Annotated in this window: 17 protein-coding genes; 7 read left to right on the top strand and 10 right to left on the bottom strand. The window is 61.5% G+C overall.

What is annotated here, in order from left to right:
• Positions 1–35 precede the first annotated feature (35 nt).
• The 4 genes from HX839_RS27975 to HX839_RS27990 all read left to right on the top strand — a co-directional run bounded on the left by HX839_RS27975 (position 36) and on the right by HX839_RS27990 (position 3,522).
• Positions 36–971 (top strand): alpha/beta hydrolase, encoded by a 936-nt coding sequence (locus tag HX839_RS27975; protein ID WP_003211755.1) that lies wholly within the window; start codon positions 36–38, stop codon positions 969–971.
• Between the two features lie 115 nt (positions 972–1,086).
• Entirely contained in the window at positions 1,087–2,016 is a 930-nt protein-coding gene (locus HX839_RS27980) for a sel1 repeat family protein (protein ID WP_177020710.1), read from the top strand.
• Positions 2,017–2,150: 134 nt separating this feature from the next.
• The gene (locus HX839_RS27985; protein WP_008432437.1) at positions 2,151–2,903 is read left to right on the top strand and encodes a 3-oxoacyl-ACP reductase family protein; all 753 of its coding nucleotides are present in this window, start codon (positions 2,151–2,153) and stop codon (positions 2,901–2,903) included.
• A 31-nt stretch (positions 2,904–2,934) separates the two neighbouring features.
• A complete protein-coding gene (locus tag HX839_RS27990; RefSeq protein WP_023658972.1) occupies positions 2,935–3,522 on the top strand; it encodes a TetR/AcrR family transcriptional regulator in 588 nt (195 codons plus the stop codon).
• An 8-nt stretch (positions 3,523–3,530) separates the two neighbouring features.
• Here HX839_RS27990 and lepB read toward each other — a convergent pair whose 3' ends face one another.
• Positions 3,531–4,199 (bottom strand): signal peptidase I, encoded by a 669-nt coding sequence (gene lepB, locus HX839_RS27995; protein ID WP_008432435.1) that lies wholly within the window; start codon positions 4,197–4,199, stop codon positions 3,531–3,533.
• Positions 4,200–4,359: 160 nt separating this feature from the next.
• Here lepB and HX839_RS28000 point away from each other — a divergent pair, with 160 nt between their 5' ends.
• Positions 4,360–4,911, top strand: a complete 552-nt coding sequence (locus HX839_RS28000; protein ID WP_102369510.1) for a dihydrofolate reductase family protein — start codon at positions 4,360–4,362, stop codon at positions 4,909–4,911.
• Between the two features lie 256 nt (positions 4,912–5,167).
• Here HX839_RS28000 and cysS read toward each other — a convergent pair whose 3' ends face one another.
• Positions 5,168–6,556, bottom strand: coding sequence for a cysteine--tRNA ligase (cysS, locus tag HX839_RS28005; RefSeq protein WP_008432427.1), 1,389 nt, complete (start codon positions 6,554–6,556; stop codon positions 5,168–5,170).
• Positions 6,557–6,576: 20 nt separating this feature from the next.
• The gene (locus tag HX839_RS28010) at positions 6,577–8,277 is read right to left on the bottom strand and encodes a glutamine--tRNA ligase/YqeY domain fusion protein (RefSeq protein ID WP_177054858.1); all 1,701 of its coding nucleotides are present in this window, start codon (positions 8,275–8,277) and stop codon (positions 6,577–6,579) included.
• 246 nt (positions 8,278–8,523) lie between these two features.
• Between HX839_RS28010 and HX839_RS28015 the strand changes: the two genes are divergently transcribed.
• Both HX839_RS28015 and lpxH read left to right on the top strand, forming a co-directional pair.
• The gene (locus tag HX839_RS28015) at positions 8,524–9,027 is read left to right on the top strand and encodes a peptidylprolyl isomerase (RefSeq protein ID WP_003211783.1); all 504 of its coding nucleotides are present in this window, start codon (positions 8,524–8,526) and stop codon (positions 9,025–9,027) included.
• Positions 9,024–9,773 carry a UDP-2,3-diacylglucosamine diphosphatase gene (lpxH, locus tag HX839_RS28020; protein ID WP_177068030.1) on the top strand — a complete coding sequence of 250 codons (750 nt, stop codon included), beginning with the start codon at positions 9,024–9,026 and terminating at the stop codon, positions 9,771–9,773. The genes HX839_RS28015 and lpxH overlap by 4 nt, the downstream gene beginning before the upstream one ends.
• Positions 9,774–9,941: 168 nt before the next feature.
• Here lpxH and HX839_RS28025 read toward each other — a convergent pair whose 3' ends face one another.
• From HX839_RS28025 to HX839_RS28055, 7 genes are all read right to left on the bottom strand, one after another.
• Positions 9,942–11,474 carry a DHA2 family efflux MFS transporter permease subunit gene (locus tag HX839_RS28025; protein ID WP_003211786.1) on the bottom strand — a complete coding sequence of 511 codons (1,533 nt, stop codon included), beginning with the start codon at positions 11,472–11,474 and terminating at the stop codon, positions 9,942–9,944.
• Between the two features lie 64 nt (positions 11,475–11,538).
• Entirely contained in the window at positions 11,539–12,756 is a 1,218-nt protein-coding gene (locus HX839_RS28030) for an efflux RND transporter periplasmic adaptor subunit (RefSeq protein ID WP_087694799.1), read from the bottom strand.
• A gap of 15 nt (positions 12,757–12,771) precedes the next feature.
• On the bottom strand, positions 12,772–14,235 hold the full coding sequence (locus HX839_RS28035; RefSeq protein ID WP_087694798.1) for an efflux transporter outer membrane subunit: 1,464 nt from the start codon (positions 14,233–14,235) through the stop codon (positions 12,772–12,774).
• Positions 14,232–14,705, bottom strand: coding sequence for a MarR family winged helix-turn-helix transcriptional regulator (locus HX839_RS28040; protein WP_003211792.1), 474 nt, complete (start codon positions 14,703–14,705; stop codon positions 14,232–14,234). The genes HX839_RS28035 and HX839_RS28040 overlap by 4 nt, the downstream gene beginning before the upstream one ends.
• 145 nt (positions 14,706–14,850) lie before the next feature.
• Positions 14,851–18,534, bottom strand: coding sequence for a translocation/assembly module TamB domain-containing protein (locus HX839_RS28045; protein WP_177068031.1), 3,684 nt, complete (start codon positions 18,532–18,534; stop codon positions 14,851–14,853).
• Positions 18,534–20,261: an autotransporter assembly complex family protein gene (locus HX839_RS28050; protein ID WP_177068032.1), complete on the bottom strand. Its 1,728-nt coding sequence runs from the start codon at positions 20,259–20,261 to the stop codon at positions 18,534–18,536. The genes HX839_RS28045 and HX839_RS28050 overlap by 1 nt, the downstream gene beginning before the upstream one ends.
• A gap of 64 nt (positions 20,262–20,325) precedes the next feature.
• The gene (locus HX839_RS28055) at positions 20,326–20,976 is read right to left on the bottom strand and encodes an N-acetyltransferase (RefSeq protein WP_003211798.1); all 651 of its coding nucleotides are present in this window, start codon (positions 20,974–20,976) and stop codon (positions 20,326–20,328) included.
• Positions 20,977–21,064: the final 88 nt, after the last annotated feature.

The raw sequence follows: 21,064 nt of genomic DNA on the forward strand, positions 1-21,064 counted from the left end.
CCCGGTATCGGGATCACTTTATGAGGTTCTCCCCCATGGCATTCACTCCCCTTGTCCAGGCCCATCTCGACGCGTGGGTTGCCTGCGCCGCTGACTTCGGCCCATTTCTCACGGGCCAGGAAACCACCCTCACCCTCAATGAGCAGCGCAAGGCTTATGAGCAGGTGCTTTGTTCCCATCCGATTCCCGCCGGTGTCAGCTTTTGTGACGTCGATATGGGTGGCGTACCGGGCATGATGGTCGTGCCGGATGGGTTTGAGGGTGACCGGGTGCTGCTTTACATCCATGGCGGTGGTTATGTCGGCGGCAGCCCGCGGGGCTACCTGGGCCTTGCCGGCCACTTCGCAAAACTGCTGGGTGCAAAAGTCTACCTGCCCGACTACCGCCTGGCGCCCGAGCATCCGTTCCCCGTACCTATTGATGACACGTTGCAGGCTTATCGCTGGCTGCTCGACCAGGGCAATGACCCCAGGTCCATCGTGTTCTCGGGCGATTCGGCCGGCGGCGCAATGGTGGTGTCGGTGATGGTCAAGGCCCGCAACGCAGGCCTGCCACTGCCCGCCGGGGGCGCCGCCTTGTCGCCGTGGGCCAACCTGGAACACACCGGCGCCTCCATCGACAACCGTGACGGCCTCGACCCGCAAGCCTCACGACTGGGGCTGACGCTGCTTGCAAAAGCGTTTCTCAATGGCGCGCTGCCGAATGATCCCGATGCGTCGCCGGTGTTCGCGGACGTCCGGGGATTGCCGCCCATTCTGGTGCAGATCGGCGAAAACGAAGTCATGCTCAGCGACGCCATGCGCCTGGCCACCCACCTGGGGGAAAACCGGGTACGCGTGTCGCTGGAGGTTTGGCCCGGGATGTTTCATGTCTGGCATTTGTTTGCGGCAATCTTGCCCGAAGGCATGCAGGCCGTGGCGAATGCGGCGTTGTTTCTGGACCAGGCAATACGTGGCAGCCGTAGCGCTTGAGGGGTTGCCCAGAGCGCGGGAAAGGCAGCGCTCCTGCCGATAACTATCTGTCACCTGGGGCCCCACCGCCCCACCTACCTTTATCGGACAACGTATCCCGATACAGGTAATGATCATGTATACCCATTCCGATGCACTGACCACGCTGTTTGATTTGCTCAACTCGCTGAATGCGCTGATTTCACATTTGACGAGCCAGCAACAGGCAGCCAAGCAGCGGGGTCTCGAGTTGTATCAACTCGGTGAATTCGAAGAGTGCGAAATCCACCTGACCATCTCCGCCTCGGCCGGCGATGCGCCGTCCCAATACGCCCTGGGCGAAGCCATCCGGCGCCGGGTCGGCAGTGTCGACCCCGAGGCCCAGGCGTGGTACCGCCTGGCCGCTGCCCAGGATCATGTGTACGCCCTGATGCGCCTGGGTGGCGAAACCAACCTGGCCAAGGCGAAGACCCTCGCCCAGGCAGGTGCCGATGCTGGCGACGGCGCAGCGATGCTGCAGCTGTATGAACTGACCAAAGATCGCTCGTGGCTGAGAAAGGCAGGTGATGCCGGCTGCGCCGAGGCCTATTACATTGCGGCGCTGTTGTACGACAAAAACCCGGAGGCCAGTGACAACCGCGACTCCATGCTCAGGTATGCGGCCTTCAAGGGCTTCCCGCCAGCGATGAAGTGGCTGGCCAACATGCAGACCTACTACCGCAACCTCTCCTACCAGCGCATACACCTGGAAAAACGGCTGGCGCTGAATGACCTTGATGGCGTCATGACCTATGCCGGTGCGCTCGGCGGGTTCGATATCGATGAAAGTGGCACCAACCGCTATCACTACCCCGAGAACAAAATCCACGCCTATGGGCTCTACTGGCTGGTCATGGACAGTACCCGGCAAAACCCACGGCACGCCGATGCCGCAGGCTACCTGCAACAACTGGCCAGCGCGCTGACTGCCGAAGAAATGGAAACAGCCAAGGCGTATGGCCGCCAGTGGAAAACCGAGCACCCGGCGCTGTCGGAGTTCAGGTTGACCTACAGCGACCTGAAATGACCGGCGTCTGATGACGGATTCGAGAGCACATCCGGAAGTTAAAGATTAATTAATCCAAAAACAGCTTGGCTAAGTATTTCCAGGCTGGTACGGTTTAGTGGATTATTTAATCCACTAAACCTCAGGCCTCCCCCATGACAGCTCACACCCCTCGCTTCAACCACAAAGTCGCCCTGGTCACCGGCGGTTCCCGCGGTATCGGCGAAGCGATTGTCCGCCGGCTTGCAGCTGAAGGTGCAGCGGTCGCGTTTACCTATTCCTCCTCTGCCGACAAGGCGCAAGCGCTGGTTGGCCTGATCGAAAGCAAGGGCGGAAAAGCCTTGGCGATTCAGGCCGACAGCGCCGATGTGGCGGCAATAGAACGGGCGGTCGCGGCCACTGTCGAGCATTTCGGCGCCTTGAATATCCTGGTCAACAACGCCGGGATCCTGCTGATGGGCACCGTCGACACCTTCAGCCTGGAAGACTTCGACCGAATGTTTGCGGTCAATGTGCGGGCCACGTTTGCGGCGGCCAAGGCCAGCTCGGCGGTAATGCACACAGGTGACCGAATAATCACCGTCGGCAGCGTGGTCGCCCAACGTTCGGGCTTCCCGGGCTCCAGCGTCTATAGCATGACGAAGTCGGCGATCGCCGGTATGATCCGCGGCCTGGCGATTGATTTCGCGCCGCGCGGCATCACCGTCAACAACGTGCAGCCGGGCCCGACCAGCACCGACATGAACCCGGCAGACGGGCCCCATGCGGACATGATCAAAAGCCTGATCCCCTTGGGCCGCGTGGGCACCGCCGACGATGTTGCCGGCATGGTTGCTTATCTCGCGTCCGAAGAAGCGGCATTTGTCACCGGCACAAGCATGACCATCGATGGCGGCTACCTGGCCTGAGCCTTCACCTGCAATTTCCCCCGAGGTAACCATGGCAAGACCCAGAGCATTCGACCGCGACCAGGTGCTGCGCGAGGCCATCCGGGTTTTCTGCGACAAGGGTTTTGCCGCGGCCTCGACTGAAGAACTGATGCAGGCCATGGGACTGAGCCGCCAGAGCATGTACAACACCTTTGGCGACAAACGTCAGTTGTATCTGCTGGCGATGGCCGAGTATCAGCGCACCGGCGTCGACGACTTGATCGAGCGCCTGAACCAGGGCCCGACCCCACTGCAGGCACTGCACGACACCCTGCAATCCTTCGCCACCCGCGCCCTGCGGGAAGGGACGGCGGGTTGCATGGGCGTCAATGCCATCTGCGAGTTCGGCCTGGAAGATGATGAGATCAATCAACTCACCGCCCACAGCGCCGAACGCTTGCGCAATGCATTCGAACAGACGCTAGAGCGTGCGCAGGAACAAGGCGAATTGACCGTCGGCACCGATCGCTCGGGCGCGTGTGATTTTCTGATGGCCACCCTCAGCGGCATGAAAGTCGCCAGCAAGGGCGGCGCCACCACTGAGCAGCTGGAGCGCATTGCGGGTTTTGCACTGCGGGCGCTGAGCGCAAACGCGTGATCAGCCCACTACAGGATCGGCGCGCCAAATCGACCCAATCGTGGCATCCAGTGATCCAGGATCTGCGCTGACGCCAGGATATGGTGGGCATGCCCGATCAACAGCCGACGCGGCACAAACCCGATATAGCGGGAGTCATCGCTGTTATCGCGATTGTCGCCCAGCATGAAGTAACTGTCGGCAGGCACCACCACCGGGCCGAAATCGCGCAGCGCCCGTACTGTCGGCATGAACTGCACCGTGCGCTGGCTGCTGTTCGCACGCTCCGTCACCTTGATCCCCGGAACTGTTTGGCCAGGCGCGATGGGCTCGCTGATGTCCTGCCCATTACTGTAGGTGGCCGGCGTACCGTTGACCCACAACACCTCGTCGCGCATTTCCAGGGTATCGCCGGGGATACCGACAATGCGTTTGATCAAGCGCGTACCGTCCTTGGGCGAAGAGAACGTGACGACATCGCCGCGCTGGGGGTTATCCAGTCTCGCCAGGGAAATATCGGTAAGGGGCAATTTGAGGTCATACGCGACGCGATTGACCAGCACCACATCGCCCTCAAGCAACGTCGGGCGCATGGAACCGGACGGGATGGGATTCCAGTCAGCCAGGGAGGTGCGGAAAACCCCGAAGCACAGCCAGAAAATGATCGCGTAACGGTAGCGGATTAACCAACGGCGCATAGAGCCTCGCAATACGAAAAGGGACACCGGCCTACGCCGGGTACCCACGGTGATTTTTGGCAATGCTCGCTTATTGCATCGGAAGATTAAATTAACATTAGCGTTGCCGACCCATGACAGTCGATATTTTCAAGCACACAGAAAAGGAGTTTCACGCCCCATGGATAGCAAATGTTCGGTCTTTATCGCAGCCAGCGTCGACGGCTTTATTGCCAGGCCAGACGGTGATATCGAGTGGCTTCATCGCCCAGAGTACGAAGGCGCCGAATTGAACGGCGTGACCTATGAACACTTCATCGCCAGCGTGGATGCGCTGGTGATGGGCCGCAAGACCCTGGAAAAAGTGTTGTCCTTTCCGGAGTGGCCCTATGAGGGCACGCCGGTCATAGCACTCTCTCACCAATCGGTTGAGCTACCTGCAGCTTTGAAGGGCAAGGTTGAGGTGGTGAGCCAGGATGTCACCAGCCTCGTGGCAGCGTTGGCCGAGCGCGGGATGAAACACCTGTATATCGACGGAGGCCAGACGATTCAGCAGTTTCTTGAGGCGGGTTTGATCGACGAGATGATCATCACGCGTATTCCGGTTGTGCTGGGCCAGGGGATCCCCTTGTTCAGCCAGTTGGGTGGCGAGCATGAGCTTCGGCATATCGGCACGTATGCGTCGGATAATGGGTTTGTTCAAAGCCGGTATGAGGTCGGTGGCAAGCGCTGATGCTCATTGAGTAATTGGGTTAAATCGAGGTGTCTGTATCGCAGGCAAGCCAGCTCCCACATTAAGCAGCTATGCGCTTGATCCTGAACCGGCCTGATCTGTCCTTGAATGTGTCAACTATGTCCCCGCACAGGCGTCCGGCCCGTGGTCCGCTGCAAGCGCGGTCGCCATAGCCGCCAATACCCGAATAACGGATAGACAGGCCAAAAAAAACGCCCCGAACCAGTCGGGGCGTTTTTCATTCAGCAATCACCAATCAAGCCTGATCAGCCAACCGCCACGTCGTCCCGCCCTTCCCGTCTTCCAACACCACACCCATCGCGGTCAGTTGGTCACGGATACGGTCAGACTCCGCCCAGTCCTTGTTGGCCCGGGCAGTCAAACGTGCCTGGATCAGCGCATCAACTTCAGCGGCATCCACACGCCCTTCAGCGCCCGCCTGCAGGAAGTCATCGGCTTCCATCTGCAATACGCCCAGCACGCTCGCCAGCTCTTTCAAACGTGCGGCAAGCCCCGCCGCTGCGTCGAGATCGCTCTCGCGCAGGCGGTTGATCTCACGCACCATTTCAAACAGCACCGCGCAGGCCTCAGGCGTACCGAAGTCGTCGTTCATCACTTCGGTGAACCGCGCAACAAACGCTTCGCCGCCCGCAGGCGCCACGGAGGGCAGGCCTTTCAACGCGTGGTAGAAACGCTCCAGGGCGCCCTTGGCATCCTTGAGGTTGTCTTCCGAGTAGTTGATCGCGCTGCGGTAATGGCTCGACACCAACAGGTAGCGCACCACTTCCGGATGGTACTTTTCCAGCACGTCGCGAATGGTGAAGAAGTTGTTCAAGGACTTGGACATCTTCTCGCCATTGATGCGAATCATGCCGCAGTGCATCCACGCGTTGGCGTAGGTCTTGCCGGTGGCCGCTTCGCTCTGGGCGATTTCGTTTTCGTGGTGCGGGAACTCAAGGTCGCTGCCGCCGCCATGAATGTCGAAGGTCTCGCCCAGGCAGCAGGTGGACATCACCGAGCATTCGATGTGCCAGCCCGGGCGCCCGGCGCCCCATGGCGACTCCCAGCTCGGCTCGCCGGGCTTGGTGCCTTTCCACAGCACGAAGTCCAGCGGGTCTTGCTTGGCTTCGTCGACTTCGATCCGCGCACCGATGCGCAGGTCTTCGATTTTCTTGCGCGACAGCTTGCCGTAGCCCATGAACTTGGCGACGCGGTAGTACACGTCGCCATTGCCCGGGGCGTAGGCGTAACCCTTGTCGATCAGGGTCTGGATCATCGCGTGCATGCCCGGGATATGGTCCGTGGCGCGCGGTTCCATGTCCGGCTTGAGGATGTTGAGGCGTGCCTCGTCCTCGTGCATCGCAGCAATCATGCGCTCGGTCAGCGCGTCGAACGACTCGCCGTTTTCGTTGGCGCGATTGATGATCTTGTCGTCGATGTCGGTGATGTTGCGCACATACGTCAGGTCATAACCGCTGAAACGCAACCAGCGGGTCACCAGGTCGAAGGCAACCATGCTGCGGCCGTGGCCGATGTGGCAGTAGTCATACACGGTCATGCCGCACACGTACATGCGCACCTTGTTGCCATCCAGCGGCTTGAAGACTTCTTTGGTCTTGCTGAGTGTGTTGTAGATCGTTAGCACGACAGTTCCTTAAAACAGAATCACTGGCCCCACGAATCACGCAAGGTCACGGTACGGTTGAATACCGGAGCACCGGGTTTCGAGTCCTTGATATCCGCGCAGAAGTAACCTTCGCGCTCGAACTGGAAACGGTCTTCCGGCTGTGCGTCGCCAAGCGATGGCTCGGCACGACAACCCGTGAGAACTTGCAGCGAGTCAGGGTTGATGTTGTCCAGGAAACTGGCACTGTCTTCGGCCTTCTCGGGATTCGGCGAGCGGAACAGGCGATCGTACAGGCGCACTTCGCACTCGACGCTGGCCGCCGCCGGCACCCAGTGCACCACACCCTTGACCTTGCGGCCTTCCGGGTTCTTGCCCAGGGTGTCCGGGTCGTAGGAGCAACGCAGTTCGACGATGTTGCCATCGGCGTCCTTGATCGCTTCGTCGGCACGGATCACGTAGCTGCCGCGCAGGCGCACTTCGCCGTTCGGCTCCAGGCGCTTGTAGCCTTTTGGCGGCTCTTCCATGAAGTCATCACGGTCGATGTAGATTTCACGGGCGAACGGCAGCTTGCGCACGCCGAGCTCTTCTTTCTGCGGATGACGCGGCAGTTCGAGGTTTTCGACCTGGTCTTCCGGGTAGTTGGTGATCACCACCTTCAACGGACGCAGCACGCACATGGCGCGCGGGGCGTTCGCGTCGAGGTCCTGACGGATGCTGAATTCGAGCATGCCGTAATCGACCACGCCGTCGGAGCGGTTGGTGCCGACCATCTCGCAGAAATTGCGGATCGATGCCGGGGTGTAGCCACGGCGGCGGAAGCCCGACAGCGTCGACATGCGCGGGTCGTCCCAGCCGAACACGTGCTTTTCATCGACCAGTTGCTTGAGCTTGCGCTTGCTGGTGATGGTGTAGTTCAGGTTCAGGCGGCTGAACTCGTACTGACGCGGGTGCGCCGGTACCGGCAGGCTGTCGAGGAACCATTCGTACAGAGGACGGTGGCTTTCGAACTCCAGGGTGCAGATGGAGTGGGTGATGCCTTCGATGGCGTCCGACTGACCGTGGGTGAAGTCGTAGTTCGGGTAGATGCACCACTTGTCACCGGTCTGGTGGTGATGGGCGTGGCGGATGCGGTACATGATCGGGTCGCGCAGGTTCATGTTCGGCGAGGCCATGTCGATCTTGGCACGCAGTACGCGGGCGCCGTCCGGGAACTCGCCGGCGCGCATGCGGTTGAACCAGTCCAGGTTCTCTTCCACCGAACGGTCGCGGAACGGGCTGTTCTTGCCCGGCTCGGTCAGGGTGCCACGGTATTCCTTGGCTTGCTCCGGGGTCAGGTCGTCTACGTAGGCCTTGCCGGCCTTGATCAACTCGACGGCCCAGTCGAACAACTGGTCGAAATACTTGGAGGCATAGCGCACTTCACCGGACCATTCGAAGCCCAGCCACTTGATGTCGCTCTCGATGGCGTCGATGTATTCCTGGTCTTCCTTGGCCGGGTTGGTGTCGTCGAAACGCAGGTGCGTGACGCCACCGAACTCCTGGGCCAGGCCGAAGTTCACACAGATCGACTTGGCGTGGCCGATGTGCAGGTAACCGTTGGGCTCAGGCGGGAAGCGGGTGACGATCTGCGTGTGCTTGCCCGAATCCAGGTCCGCCTGGATGATCGGGCGCAGGAAATTGACCGGGACGGCAGGTCCGGCCTTGGAATTCGAGGTAGGGTCGACAGTGGGCTTGCTCATAGGATCCTTGAACAGACGAAGTACTTGGCCGGGTGAGGCCGACAAACAAAGGGCTTATCATAGCCGATGCTGTCAAGGCCCTGACAGAGCGTGGCCAAAAACTGCTGCATTTATTGCACGGGCGGTAAAAAACCACCTCGAAATTCCCGCAGGTCACGCTAAACTGCGCGCCTTGGCTGCCGTTTTTGCCAAGCAGGTAAGGCGCAAAACGCCCAAACCCACGAATTCCTTGAAAGAGTAGTGAACATGACTCAAGTCAAACTGACCACCAACCACGGTGACATCGTCATCGAGCTGAACGCCGAGAAAGCGCCGATCACCGTCGCCAACTTCATCGAGTACGTTAAAGCCGGCCACTACGAAAACACTGTTTTCCACCGTGTCATCGGCAACTTCATGGTCCAGGGCGGCGGTTTCGAGCCGGGCATGAAAGAAAAGAAAGACAAGCGTCCCAGCATCCAGAACGAAGCGGACAACGGCCTTTCCAACGACAAGTACACCGTCGCCATGGCCCGTACCATGGAGCCGCATTCGGCCTCCGCGCAGTTCTTCATCAACGTCGCCGACAACACCTTCCTGAACCACAGCGGCAAGAACGTGCAGGGCTGGGGCTACGCGGTATTCGGTAAAGTCACCGAAGGCCAGGACGTTGTCGACAAGATCAAGGGTGTGCAAACCACCGGCAAGGCAGGTCATCAGGACGTTCCGGTAGAAGACGTTATCGTCGAGAAAGCCGAGATCGTTGAGTGATATTGCTGATTTCAGATTTGCATCTGGAAGAGGAGCGCCCGGACATAACCCGGGCGTTTCTGGATTTACTGCACGGCCGCGCCCGTTCTGCCCAGGCGTTGTACATTCTGGGGGACTTCTTTGAAGCCTGGATTGGCGACGATGGGATGACGCCCTTCCAGCGTTCGATTTGCCTGGCCCTGCGCGAGCTGAGCGACAGCGGCACCCAGATTTTCATCATGCATGGCAACCGGGATTTCCTGATCGGCAAGGCGTTCTGCAAAGCCGCAGGCGCAACCTTGCTCAAGGACCCGAGTGTGGTGCAACTCGCAGGCGAGCCCGTGCTGTTGATGCACGGCGACAGCCTGTGTACCCGCGACCTTGGCTATATGAAGCTGCGGCGCATCCTGCGTAACCCCATCACGCTGCTCATCCTGCGCCACCTGCCCATGCGCACGCGGCACAAGCTGGCGCGCAAGCTGCGCAGTGAAAGCCGCGCGCAGACGCGAATGAAGACCAACGACATTGTCGATGTAACGCCTGAGGAAGTGCCGAGGGTGATGCAGCAGTTCGGCGTGCGTACGTTGGTGCATGGCCACACCCACCGCCCGGCGATTCACAAGTTGCAGATTGGCGAGCAAGCGGCCAAGCGCATTGTGCTGGGGGATTGGGACAAGCAAGGGTGGGCGTTGCAGGTGGATGAGCAAGGGTTTCAACTGGCGGCGTTTGACTTCGTCAATCCGCAGTTGGCACTGCCCGGCGCTTGACCCAGATCGTTCCCACGCTCTGCGCGGGAATGCATCCTGTGACGCTCTGCGTCACGACCATCAAAGGCGGACGCAGAGCGTCCAGAGCGGCGTTCCCACGCAGAGCGTGGGAACGATCATCAAAGTGGCATTCCCACGCGGAGCGTGGGAATGATCATGGATTGAGGCTTAGTGGCCAGAAGCCTCCGGCCCCGCCTTCGCTGCAAACGGCGGTTTCGCCAGCCATACAATCACGATCAACGCCATGAACATCCACCCCAGCAACGTGAAGTAATCCACGGTGGACATCATGTACGCCTGGCTCGTCAGTATCTGGTCCAACTGCGCATACGCCTTGTGCCCTGCCCCGCCGAGCGCCTGCAAGGCGTCCCGGGTGGCCGAGTCGTAGGTGGTCATGTTTTCGCTCATGTAGGCATGGTGCTGGTCCGCCCGGCGAATCCAGATCCAGGTGGTCAACGAGGCCGCAAAGCTGCCGCCCAGGGTCCGCAGGAAGGTCGCCAGGCCAGCGCCGTCGGCGATTTGCGCCGGCGGCAGGTCGGACATCAGGATGCTCAAGGTCGGCATGAAGAACAACGCCACGCCGATACCCATGAACAACTGCACCAGGGCGATGTGTGTGAAGTCCACTTCATTGGTAAACCCGGCACGCATGAAGCAACTCAAGCCAATCGCCAGGAACGCCAGGCCAGCCAGCAAGCGCAGGTCGAACTTGTGCGCGTACTTGCCCACAAATGGCGACATCAACACCGGCAGAATCCCGATCGGCGCCACCGCCAGGCCCGCCCAGGTGGCGGTGTAGCCCATCTGGGTTTGCAGCCATTGCGGCAGGATCAGGTTGATCCCGAAGAAACCCGCGTACCCGAGTACCAACACAATCGTGCCGATGCGAAAGTTGCGATAGGCGAACAGCCGCAGGTTGACCACCGGGTGCTCGTCGGTCATTTCCCAGATCACGAACACCGCCAGGGCGACAGCCGAGATCACCGCGCCGATGATGATGAAGTTCGACTCGAACCAGTCCAGGTCGTTGCCCTTGTCGAGGATGATCTGCAAGGCGCCGACGCCGACGATCAGGCTCAGCAAGCCGACGTAGTCCATCGGTTGGTAGCTGGTGACCACCGGGCGTTTCTTCAGTTGCGAGCGCACCACCATCACGGCAAAGATGCCGATGGGTACGTTGATAAAGAAGATCCACGGCCAGCTGTAGCTGTCGGTAATCCAGCCGCCGAGGATCGGCCCGGCAATCGGCGCCACCACCGTGACCATCGCCAGCAACGCCAGGGCCATGCCACGCCTGGCGGGGGGATAGACCGCGATCAGCAGCGTCTGGGTCATCGGGTACAACGGGCCGGCAACCAGGCCTTGCAATACCCGAAAGCCGATCAGCTCGGGCATCGAGGTGGAAATACCGCAGAGAAACGAGGCCAGCACAAACAGGATGGTGGCCCACAGAAACAGCTTCACCTCGCCGAAGCGACGGCTCAGCCAGCCGGTCAGCGGCAGCGCGATGGCGTTGCTCACGGCAAACGAGGTGATGACCCAGGTGCCCTGCTCCGAACTCACGCCGAGGTTGCCGGAAATCGTCGGCAGCGCCACGTTGGCGATGGTGGTGTCGAGCACCTGCATGAAGGTCGCCAGGGACAGGCCGATGGTGGCCATCAGCAAGCTGGGCGGCGTGAAGGAGGCGTTAGCGTTACTCATCGCGAATCCTGTGCAACATGATTGGCGCTACGGCCGCCGGGGCCGCAGCTGATGGATTGGCGAATCAGCGCTGGGCAGCCTTGGGAGCGGCGACGCTGTTGTCATGGATCAATTGGGTGATCATCGCGTCGGCTTCGGCCAACTGGCGGTCGTAAACGTTGGTGGTGAACGACGCCTTCTGCGGCGCCTGCTGGGCCAGTACCGGGCCGCTCTGGTCGTGCAGGTCGACGTTGACCACGGTGGACAGGCCCACCCGCAGCGGGTGCTTGGCCAACTCATCGGCGTTCACATGGATACGCACCGGCACCCGTTGCACGATCTTGATCCAGTTACCGGTGGCGTTCTGCGCCGGCAGCAAGGCAAACGCGCTGCCCGTGCCCGCGCCGAGGCTGTCGACGGTGCCACTGAATTTCACGTCGCTGCCGTAGATGTCGGATTCGATATCCACCGGCTGGCCGATACGCATATTGCGCAGCTGGGTTTCCTTGAAGTTGGCGTCGATCCACAGTTGATCCAGCGGGATCACCGCCATCAGTGCAGTACCCGGCTGGACCCGCTGGCCCAGTTGCACGGTACGCTTGGCCACATAGCCGGTCACCGGTGCGATCAGGGTGCTGCGGGCGTTGGTCAGGTAAGCCTGGCGCAACTGTGCGGCGGCAGCCTGCACGTCCGGGTGGGACGAAATCACCGTGTCATCCACCAGGGCGCTGCTGGTCTTGAACTGTTGCTGCACGTTGGCCAGGGCGTTTTGCGCCGAGGTCAGGTCGTCACGGGCGTGGGACAGTTCTTCCTGGGAAATCGCCCCGCCGGCAGCGAGGTTCTTGCGTCGGTTGTAGTTGTCCTGGGCCTTTTGCACGTTGGCTTGTTGCGCCAGCACCTGGGCTTTCATGCCATCGACGTTGCTGTACAAACCACGCACCTGGCGCACGGTGCGGGCCAGGTTGGCCTGGGCACTTTGCAGGCCGACGGCCGCGTCGTTGGGGTCGAAGTTGATCAGCACCTGGCCTTCATGCACCAGGTCGCCGTCGTCGGCGCCGATGCTCACCACGGTGCCGGTCACCAGCGGGGTGATTTCCACCACGTTGCCATTGACGTAGGCGTCGTCGGTGCTTTCGCTGAAGCGGCCATACAATTCGTACCAACCCCACACGCCCAGGGCGCCGAGGATGACGATCAGCGCCAGCACAAACAGCATGACTTTGCGTTTGCGCGGGTTGCTGTTGTTGGGTTGTTCAGCCTTGTTTGTTTCAGGAGCGTTGTTGCTGGTTTCGGCAGTGGCCATGACAAGTACCTTGAATTATTCAGTGCGCGTGGCTGGGGTGGTCGAGGCCACGTTATCGGCGTGGAAACCGCCGCCCAGGGCCTGCATCAGTTGAATCGAAAGATCGATTTGCTCGGCATTCAGGGTGGCCAACTGACGCTGGGCCTGGAGCAGTTGCTGTTCGATGCTGAGCACGTCCAGGTAATTGCCGATACCTGAGCTGTAACGCTGGACGCCGGTGTCGTAGGACTGCTGGGCAATGTCAGCGGCGTGTTGCTGGGCCTGGATCTGCCGGCCGGTCTCGCGCAATTGCGAGAGTGTGTTGCCGATATCGCCCAAGGCTTGCACCAGGGTTTTGTTGTACTGGGCCACGGCCAGGTCGTAGTCGGCGTCGCGAGCGTCGAGGTCGGCGCGCAGGCGGCCGCCGTCGAAGATCGGCAGCGAGACGGTCGGCGCAATGCTGAAGAAGCGGCTGGCCGAACCAAACATCGCATCCCCCAGCAACGACTCGGCCCCGGCGCTCGCGCTCAGGTTGAGGTTGGGGTAGAAACGGGTCTTGCTGGCCGCGATGTTCTTGCTCGCCGCCTCCACCCGCCAGCGTGCGGCGATCAGGTCCGGGCGACGGCCCACCAGCTCGGCAGGCAACACCGAAGGCACCGCAACCGCGCTCGGCTTGAGCACGTTGGGGCGTACCAGTTCGCTGCCACGGTCCGGGCCTTTGCCGAGCAACACTGCGAGGGCGATCTTCGCGCTCTGCAGTTGCTTTTCCGCATCGATCAGTTGCGACTGGGAGCTGGCTTCCAGGCTTTCGGTTTGCTGGTACTGGTACTGGCTGTCGATCCCGGAGTTCAGGCGACGCTGGCCCAGGTCGAGCATCTGCCGGGTGCGCTTGAGGTCATCATTGGCCAGGTCACGCACGATATGGGCCTGGCCCAGGTCGCTGTAGGCCTTGGCGACGTTGGCCGCGAGGGTCAGGCGCGCGGCCTGTTGGTCGACTTCGGCAGCGCGGGCCTGGCCCAGCGCGGCTTCCCAGGCGGCGCGCTGGCCACCCCACAGGTCGAAGTTATAATTGAAGCTGGCACCGATGTTACGCACGGTGGCGTAGGCATCGCCCTGGCCCAACGGGTCCTGGTCCTTGGCCAGGCGCGAACGGCTGACACCGGCGCTGGCATCCAGGGTTGGCATGCGCTCGGCGTCGGCGGCATAGGCAGCGGCTTCGGCCTGGTGGGCACGGGCGCTGGCCACTTGCATGTCGGGGCTGTTCTGCAGGGCTTCCTGGATCAGGCCGTCGAGCTGTGGATCGCCAAGGCCTTTCCACCAGTCGGCGGTGGGCCAGGCAGCGGCGGACAGGGTCACGCCGCTGAGGGATTTGCCGGTTTGCAGGTTATTGGCTTCGAGGCGTTTGCCTTCTGTGTCCAAGCCGCTGAAATTGGCACAACCGGCCATAGTCATGGCCACCAGCACAAGGCTGAGGCCGGCACGCAAGGAGCGATTGTTCATGCACTACCTACCCGCTGGATGGTGATGGGGTCACCCGCAGCTATCAGAATTTTCTTCAGGATTTTTTCCAGGGTTTGCAATTCACCCGGCTCCAGCGCGCCCGCCAACTGGTTCAAGGCCTGGGCACCGATGTGCGGCAGCATGTCGGCCACGCGCTGGCCTTCGGCGGTCAGCACCAACTGCACCTGGCGCCGGTCCTGCTCGGAACGCTTGCGCGCCAGCAGGTCCTTTTGTTCCAGGCGGTCGAGCATGCGGGTCATGGAGCCGCTGTCCAACGACAGGTTGCGGCACAGCTCGGCCGGGGTGTCGACGCCGTACTGGGCCATGATGATCAACACCTTGAACTGCGCGGCCGTGATGCCGTGGGGTTCCATGTGGGTGTCGATGATCTTGTCTTTGAGCAGCGCAGCCCGGCCCAGCAGCAGGCCGAGGTGGCAGTTGTGGAAGTTTTCGGGGGTGAAGTGCTTCATCGTGACCAGCCTATTAACTGCCTAAGCAGTGAATGTGTGACACGATGTTACTGCCTAGGCAGCGAATGTCAAACGAATAGTTAGGTTGCTTGCTAATTAGCGGATAAATGGTGGGAGCCAGGCTCCCACCATTACCGTGGACGGATCAGAAATCGCGCTTGTAGAAAATATCCAGGGAGCTGGCCACGCCGCTGGCCACTTCCAGGTACACCTTCTTGCTCAGCAAATAGCGCAAGGCGATGGTGTTGGCCGGCTCGAACACCCCCACGCCATAACGCAGGCTGAGCTTCTCGGAGATCTTGCCGCTGGCCACCACGGCGGTGTTGTTGCCACTGCCCTGGGTGTCCAGTTCAAAGTCCTGGATGCCCAGGTTCTTGGCGATGTCCGACGTGACCCCGGCACTGCCCATCAACCCAAGACCCAGCGCCGCTTCGGCCAGCATGTTGTTGTCCTCACCGTTGGTGGTGCGCGAACGCCCCAACACCAGGTACGACAATGCATCCTCTTGGGCCATGGCCGGCTCCGAGAAAATTTGCGTAGTCGGCTGCTCGGCACTGCCGCTCAGACGAATACCGGCGGTGACGGTCCGGGACGGCTCGGTGGTGATCCGCACCGCTTCGATATCCAGGAACGGCTGGTCAATCGGCCCGGCAAACAACAATCGCGCGCGGCGCACAGTCAGGCGTTGGCCGTAGGCCCGGTAGCGGCCGTCGTTGAGCCACAGTTCACCACGGGTGTCCATGTTGTCGCCGATGTGCACATGGCCTTGCAGGTTGGCGGTAAGGCCAAACCCGGCGAAGCTCAGCTTGTCCTTGCCTACCTCCACATCGATGTCCATCGCCATGGCCATCGGCGGCTTGCCCTCTTCGGTCTGGCTGCCGACGATCACCGTGTCATCCGAGACCTTGACCGTCGATGGGGGCAATTCCCGCACGGTGATCTCGCCCTTGGGAATCTGCACCTTGCCGGAGATCGCCAGCTTGTCGTTCTTCATGCTGATCTTCAGGTCAGGCGCCACCTCCAGGGCCGCGTACGGTTCCACGGTGACCGGCAGTTGCGTGCCTTGCAGCGCGATATCCACCGCCAGGGCCTGGCCCCAGTCGATCTGCCCCTTGATAGTGCCCTGCCCGGCCTTGCCGCTGCGCCAGCCGCCATTGAGCTGCACGCTTTCGCCGGCAATCAACGCCTGGATATTCAGGCCTTCAATGCTGGTGGGCAGTTCCGGGCCGGAGATTTCACCCCCCACCAGGTTGATGCTGCCGTTGACCTGAGGCGCCAGCAGGCTGCCGCCAATTCGCCCGTTACCGTTGAGCTTGCCGTTGAGCTTCTCGACCATGGGTACAAAGGGGCGGGCCACCGCGAGGTCGAGGCCGGTCAGGGTGAAGTTGCCGGTGATCGGCTTGTTCTTTGCCAGCGGATTGAGCTGCGCCTGCAACAGCAACTCGCCGAGCTTGCCGCCACGGAAATTGAGCTGGGTGTCGATGCGCGTGGGGTTGAGGGTGGTTTCCAGCTTCAGCGTGTCGTAGGGGAAATCCAGCCACTGGTCCTTGTCCTTGACCCGCAGGGTACCGCCGCTGGCGTCCACCGAGACCACGCCTTTGGGGCCGCTGGCCGGCAGGTCGAGCTGCACGTCGGCATTGAGCTTGCCCTGCCAGGCGAAATCCTTGGGCAACCACTGCGCCAGGCTGTCGATTGGGAACTGCTTGAGGTGATAACGCAGCTTCGGCTCGGGCATCAGGCGCTGGTCTTCGCCGCACAGGCTCGCCGGGCCGGAGACCCAGCAGTGCGCCGCAAAGGTCAGCTTGCCATCGGCCAGGCGCTCGATCTTCGCCGGCGCTTGCAGCTTCCAGTCCTGGCCACCGGCTTGCACATCGCCGCTGGCCAGGCGCCCGCGCCAGTTGCCTTTGTCGAGGTTGCCGTCCAGGGCCAGGGCCAGCTTGAGCAACGGGCCGGCCAGGTCGAGCTGGACTTTCTGGCTTTTGATATCGCCCTGGGCGCTGGCACTGAAGGTGCCGAGCTGGGTTTCACCGGCCTGGATGCCACTGCCTTTCAGGTCGACTTTGGCGCGCTGGGCATTATCCAGGTTCGCGTCCAGGGTCAGGTTTTGCAGGCGGTTATCTTCAAACGCCAGTTGCTGGCCAACCAGGTTGAGCTTGCCTTGCGGCGCTTTCAGGGTGCCGGCGACGTCGAGGCGACCATTCATCTGCCCGCGCAGTTGCGGCCAGAGCTGGGCGAGGCGCGTCAGCTTGATGTCGATCTGCCCGGCAAGGCGCTGTTGCAGGCTGCCGCTGCCATAGATGCGGTTGTCGCCGAGGCGAATGTCGAGGGTGCCGAGGGTCCATTGCTCGCCTGCGCCTTCGGCCTTGGCCTGGAGCACGGCAGGTTGGCCACGCAGACGGCCCTTGAGGTCGAGGTCGGCATTGAGCTTGAGTTGCTCGTTCTTCATTTCGCCCTTGCTGCGCAACGGGCCCGCGAGGGTGCCGGGCAACTCCGCGACCCAATACGCCGGGTTGATCGCCGACAGGTCCAGCGCCGTGTCCCAGGCGATGCCATCGGCAAATTGCAGGTTCAGGTGGCCTTCGGCCTTGCCCTGACCAGCCGCGAGTTTCAACTCGGGGAGGAACACTTGCTTGAGGTCGCCACTGAACGGGCTGGCCAGGCTGAACTTGCCCGCAGGGCCGTCGAGGTCGGCCTTGAAGTTGCCCAGATAGTTGCCGTCCTTGTAGGAAACTTCACCATTGAAGGTACGCAAGGCCACCTGGGGTTCGTCGATCACGGGGTACAGGCGATGCCACGGGAAATCCAGCCAGTCGATTTTCGCGTCGGCGCTGAAGCCTTGCTGCCAGTCCAGATTGGCACTGAGCTTGAGGCTTTGTTTGTCACCGGCATTCAAATCCAGCCCGGCGATCTGCGCGCCCTTGGCGTCGACCTTGCCTTGCAGCAGCAGGTCCACCGGGCCTTTTTCCGCGGGCAGTACGGCTTTGCCCAGCAACTGGTAACCGCTGCTCAGGTCGCCCTTGGCGGTCAGGTCCAGCTGATTGAGTTGCAGGGTATCGGGCAAATCGGCGCTGGGTTTGAAGCCGTCGGCGGTGATGTGCAACTGCGCCGGCAGGTTTTCCACCAGCGGTTGCAATTCGCCGCTGAGCTTGGCCGGCAGGTAGCCGCTGCTGTCGGCGTCGAGCTTGAGGGTCTTGAGCAAATCGCCATCGACCTTGAGCGCCAGCGTCCAGGGCGCACCGCCCGGCGCGTAAGGCAGGCTCAGGTTGCCGCTGGCGGCCAGCGGCCAATTGCCGGTGGGTTGCAGCAGGCCGGACAGGTCAAGGACCAAACCGTCCCGTTGCAGGTGCACCGAATCGATCTGCATCCCGGCGGCAGTCCAGTGCGCCGCCAGCTGCAGGCCCTGGAGCTCTTCGCTGCCATTGAACAGCAGGCTGCCAACGCGGATGTCACCCAACTGAAGGGCGACCGGCAGTTTCAGGTCCGGCAGGGTAATCGGGCCGCTGCTTTCTTCGGTGCCGGGTGGAAATTGCAGGCTCACCTGCTCCACATCCAGTTGGTTGATACACAAGGTCATGCGCATCAAACACGCGGGCGACCAGTCGAACTTCGGCGCCTGAAGCTCCACGCGGCTGCTGTCCTGCTGCCATAACAGATGGTCGGCACTCCACTGCCCGCCCAGGCGACCCTGGAAATTCTCCACGGTCAAACCCGGCACCTGGCCCAGCACCCACCGGCTGCCGGCTTGGGTACCCAGCACCGTCCACAGTGCCAGCACTATCACCGCGAGGACCGCCAGAATGGCCAGCCCCGCTATTTTCAAACCACGCATCACAGCTCAGGCCCCATGGAAAAGTGCAAACGAATGCCGCCCGGATCTTCGAGGGCATGGGCCAGGTCGAGGCGGATCGGGCCAACCGGCGACACCCAGCGCACACCCACACCCACGCCGGTTTTCAGGCTTGGCATTTCCAGGGTGTTGAACGAGTTGCCTTGGTCGATAAAGGTCGCGATCCGCCATTTTTCGGCGATGGAATATTGGTACTCGGCGCTCAGGGCCACCATGTAGCGGCCGCCGATGCGGTCGCCACGATCGTTTTCCGGGGACAGGGTCTGGTACTCGTAACCCCGTACGCTCTGGTCGCCACCGGCAAAAAAGCGCAACGACGGCGGCACGGATTTGTAGCCATTGGTGGCACTGCCGCCAAACTGCGCCCGTGCCAGGAAACGGTGGTTGTCCCACAGGGTGGTCAAGCCCTTGATGGTCGCCGTGCCGTAAAGCAGGTTGGTGTCGGAACCCAGGCCTTCCTTGGCGACCTTGGCGTCGAACAGCAGGCGATAGCCATTGTGCGGGTCGATGCGGTTGTCGCTGCGCAGGTAGGAATAACTGATGCCGGGCATCAGCAGCGTACTCAGGCCCGAGTCGTTGCCCAGGCGATACTCTTCGCGCTGCCATTTGAGCGAAATCACCCGCGTCCAGCCGCTGGGCAACTTGCTGTGCCACTCGGGGCCGAGGGTGAGCAGTTTACTCAGGGTGTCGGTGTTGGCGATTTCTTCATTCTGGTAGCCGCCGGCAAAGCGCAATTTGTCGGTCAGTGGCGGGTCCATGGGAATGTCGTACCACAACCCGACGTTCTGCCGAGGCGCGGAAAGCTCGGCTTCCCAGCCATAACTGTGGCCCTGGGGGTTGACCCAGTGGCGCGTCCAGTTGGCCTTGCCCCGCGGGCCGACATCGGTCGAGTAACCGAGGCCCAGGCCCATGGTGCGCGGCTTGCGGGTTTCCAGTTGCACGGCCACCGGGATCACGTCATTGGTCGAGGCCGCCGGGGCGGCGTCCACGCGCACGCCCTCGAAAAAGCCGCTGGATTGCAGGTTCTGGTTGAGTTCGGCGATCAGTTCGGAGTCGTAAGGCGTGCCGCTCTTGAACGGCACCATGCGTTGCAGCAGGTCTTCATCAAACGGCGTATCGCCGGCAAAGCTGACCTTGCCCAAGGTGTAGCGTGGGCCACTGTCATAAATCAGTTGGATATCGGCCACACCCGCCTTGGGGTCGACCGAGAGTTTCTGACTGGTAAAGCGCCCGCTGAAAAAGCCGTAGCGTGACGCCTGGTTCTGGATGACGCGCTTGGCGTCTTCGTAGTTGCCGTGGTTGAGCACGGCGCCGGATTTGAGTTGGTCGCTGGCGGGCACGCGAAAGGCCTTGAGGTCGGCGGCCTGGCCGTCGACCCGAATGGTCACATTGCGCAAATGCACCGGTTCGCCGGGGTCGATGGTGAGGATCAGGCGCGGGTTCTTGCCGCCCTTCACATCGCTGGCAATCTGCGGTTGGTAGTAGCCCAGCGCCTGGGCGGCCTTGCGGGCCTGCTCCTCGGCGCCACGGCTGAACCGCAGCAGGGCTTCTTCGTCACGATCGCCGACCCCGCCGATATAGCCTTCGATGTTGGCTTTCAACGCGTCGTTTGAAGGCTTGATGCGCACATCCAATTCGCTTTGCGCCAAGGCGCCGCAGCTCGTGAACAGCAGAATCAAGCCGCTGGTAAATCTTCCTGGAAACTTCATAGGCCGGGATGCTACACGAGCTTGGGAGCGAGTTAGAACCCGGATTTGTCTGAATAATTCTGTCTTAAACCGTTGCAGCCTGTAACACCTGCGGATTTGCGTGAAAGAACACGTGCTCCAGAACAGGTCCTACAGCCACCTCGCCAATCTCTTCATACCCCTGGCGCTTATAGAACTCCAGATAGCGAGAATTCCCCGTGTCCAGCACCACGCCCGAGGAATGCGGGTCTTCGGCGCACCAGTTATGCACCGCTTCCAGCAGTTGCTCACCGTAGTGCTTGCCCTGGAATTGCGGGTGAATCCCCAGCAATGGCAGCACATGCACCGAGTCCGAGGGCAGGCATGCCAGCACCGCCTGATGGTATTCCAGGTAACGCCGGGTACCGCGCACACCGGTACTCAGCCACATGCGCAACTGCCAGGCCCAGCTTTCGGTGATGCCCAGGCGGCGGGTCGGTGGCGCGATCAGGGCGATGCCGATCAGCCGGTCGTTGACCAACAGGCCAATCGCCGGGAGTTTCTGGAAGAAGTGCTGCTTGACCAGTTCACGCACCGTGGCGCGCACCCGCTGTTCGTAGCCGGGACGTTCGGCTTCGAAGATGTAGGCGAACGTCGGCTCATGGCGATAGGCCTGGTACAACAGCGAACGGGCTTCGCGGGAATAGCCGCTGTCGAGCATGTGGATCTGGGCGATGGCAGTCGAGGTGTCAGGCATAACAGTGAATCTCCCCTGGGCGCTGACTCAAAAGGTCGCGCTCTTGTTATTACGAACGTCTGCGGCACTGTTTCGTTCAGTGTAGCCA

Source organism: Pseudomonas sp. I8001 (assembly GCF_013385345.1).
Lineage (GTDB): Bacteria > Pseudomonadota > Gammaproteobacteria > Pseudomonadales > Pseudomonadaceae > Aquipseudomonas.

Bases quoted from the DNA above. Each gene is read 5' to 3' on its own strand.
- HX839_RS28045 (WP_177068031.1), bottom strand. From the start codon at position 18,534: ATGCGTGGTTTGAAAATAGCGGGGCTGGCCATTCTGGCGGTCCTCGCG.
- HX839_RS28025 (WP_003211786.1), bottom strand. From the start codon at position 11,474: ATGAGTAACGCTAACGCCTCCTTCACGCCGCCCAGCTTGCTGATGGCC.
- HX839_RS28015 (WP_003211783.1), top strand. From the start codon at position 8,524: ATGACTCAAGTCAAACTGACCACCAACCACGGTGACATCGTCATCGAG.
- HX839_RS28040 (WP_003211792.1), bottom strand. From the start codon at position 14,705: ATGAAGCACTTCACCCCCGAAAACTTCCACAACTGCCACCTCGGCCTG.
- HX839_RS27975 (WP_003211755.1), top strand. From the start codon at position 36: ATGGCATTCACTCCCCTTGTCCAGGCCCATCTCGACGCGTGGGTTGCC.
- HX839_RS28030 (WP_087694799.1), bottom strand. From the start codon at position 12,756: ATGGCCACTGCCGAAACCAGCAACAACGCTCCTGAAACAAACAAGGCT.
- HX839_RS28050 (WP_177068032.1), bottom strand. From the start codon at position 20,261: ATGAAGTTTCCAGGAAGATTTACCAGCGGCTTGATTCTGCTGTTCACG.
- lepB (WP_008432435.1), bottom strand. From the start codon at position 4,199: ATGCGCCGTTGGTTAATCCGCTACCGTTACGCGATCATTTTCTGGCTG.
- HX839_RS28055 (WP_003211798.1), bottom strand. From the start codon at position 20,976: ATGCCTGACACCTCGACTGCCATCGCCCAGATCCACATGCTCGACAGC.
- HX839_RS27990 (WP_023658972.1), top strand. From the start codon at position 2,935: ATGGCAAGACCCAGAGCATTCGACCGCGACCAGGTGCTGCGCGAGGCC.
- HX839_RS28000 (WP_102369510.1), top strand. From the start codon at position 4,360: ATGGATAGCAAATGTTCGGTCTTTATCGCAGCCAGCGTCGACGGCTTT.
- HX839_RS28010 (WP_177054858.1), bottom strand. From the start codon at position 8,277: ATGAGCAAGCCCACTGTCGACCCTACCTCGAATTCCAAGGCCGGACCT.
- HX839_RS27985 (WP_008432437.1), top strand. From the start codon at position 2,151: ATGACAGCTCACACCCCTCGCTTCAACCACAAAGTCGCCCTGGTCACC.
- HX839_RS28035 (WP_087694798.1), bottom strand. From the start codon at position 14,235: ATGAACAATCGCTCCTTGCGTGCCGGCCTCAGCCTTGTGCTGGTGGCC.
- HX839_RS27980 (WP_177020710.1), top strand. From the start codon at position 1,087: ATGTATACCCATTCCGATGCACTGACCACGCTGTTTGATTTGCTCAAC.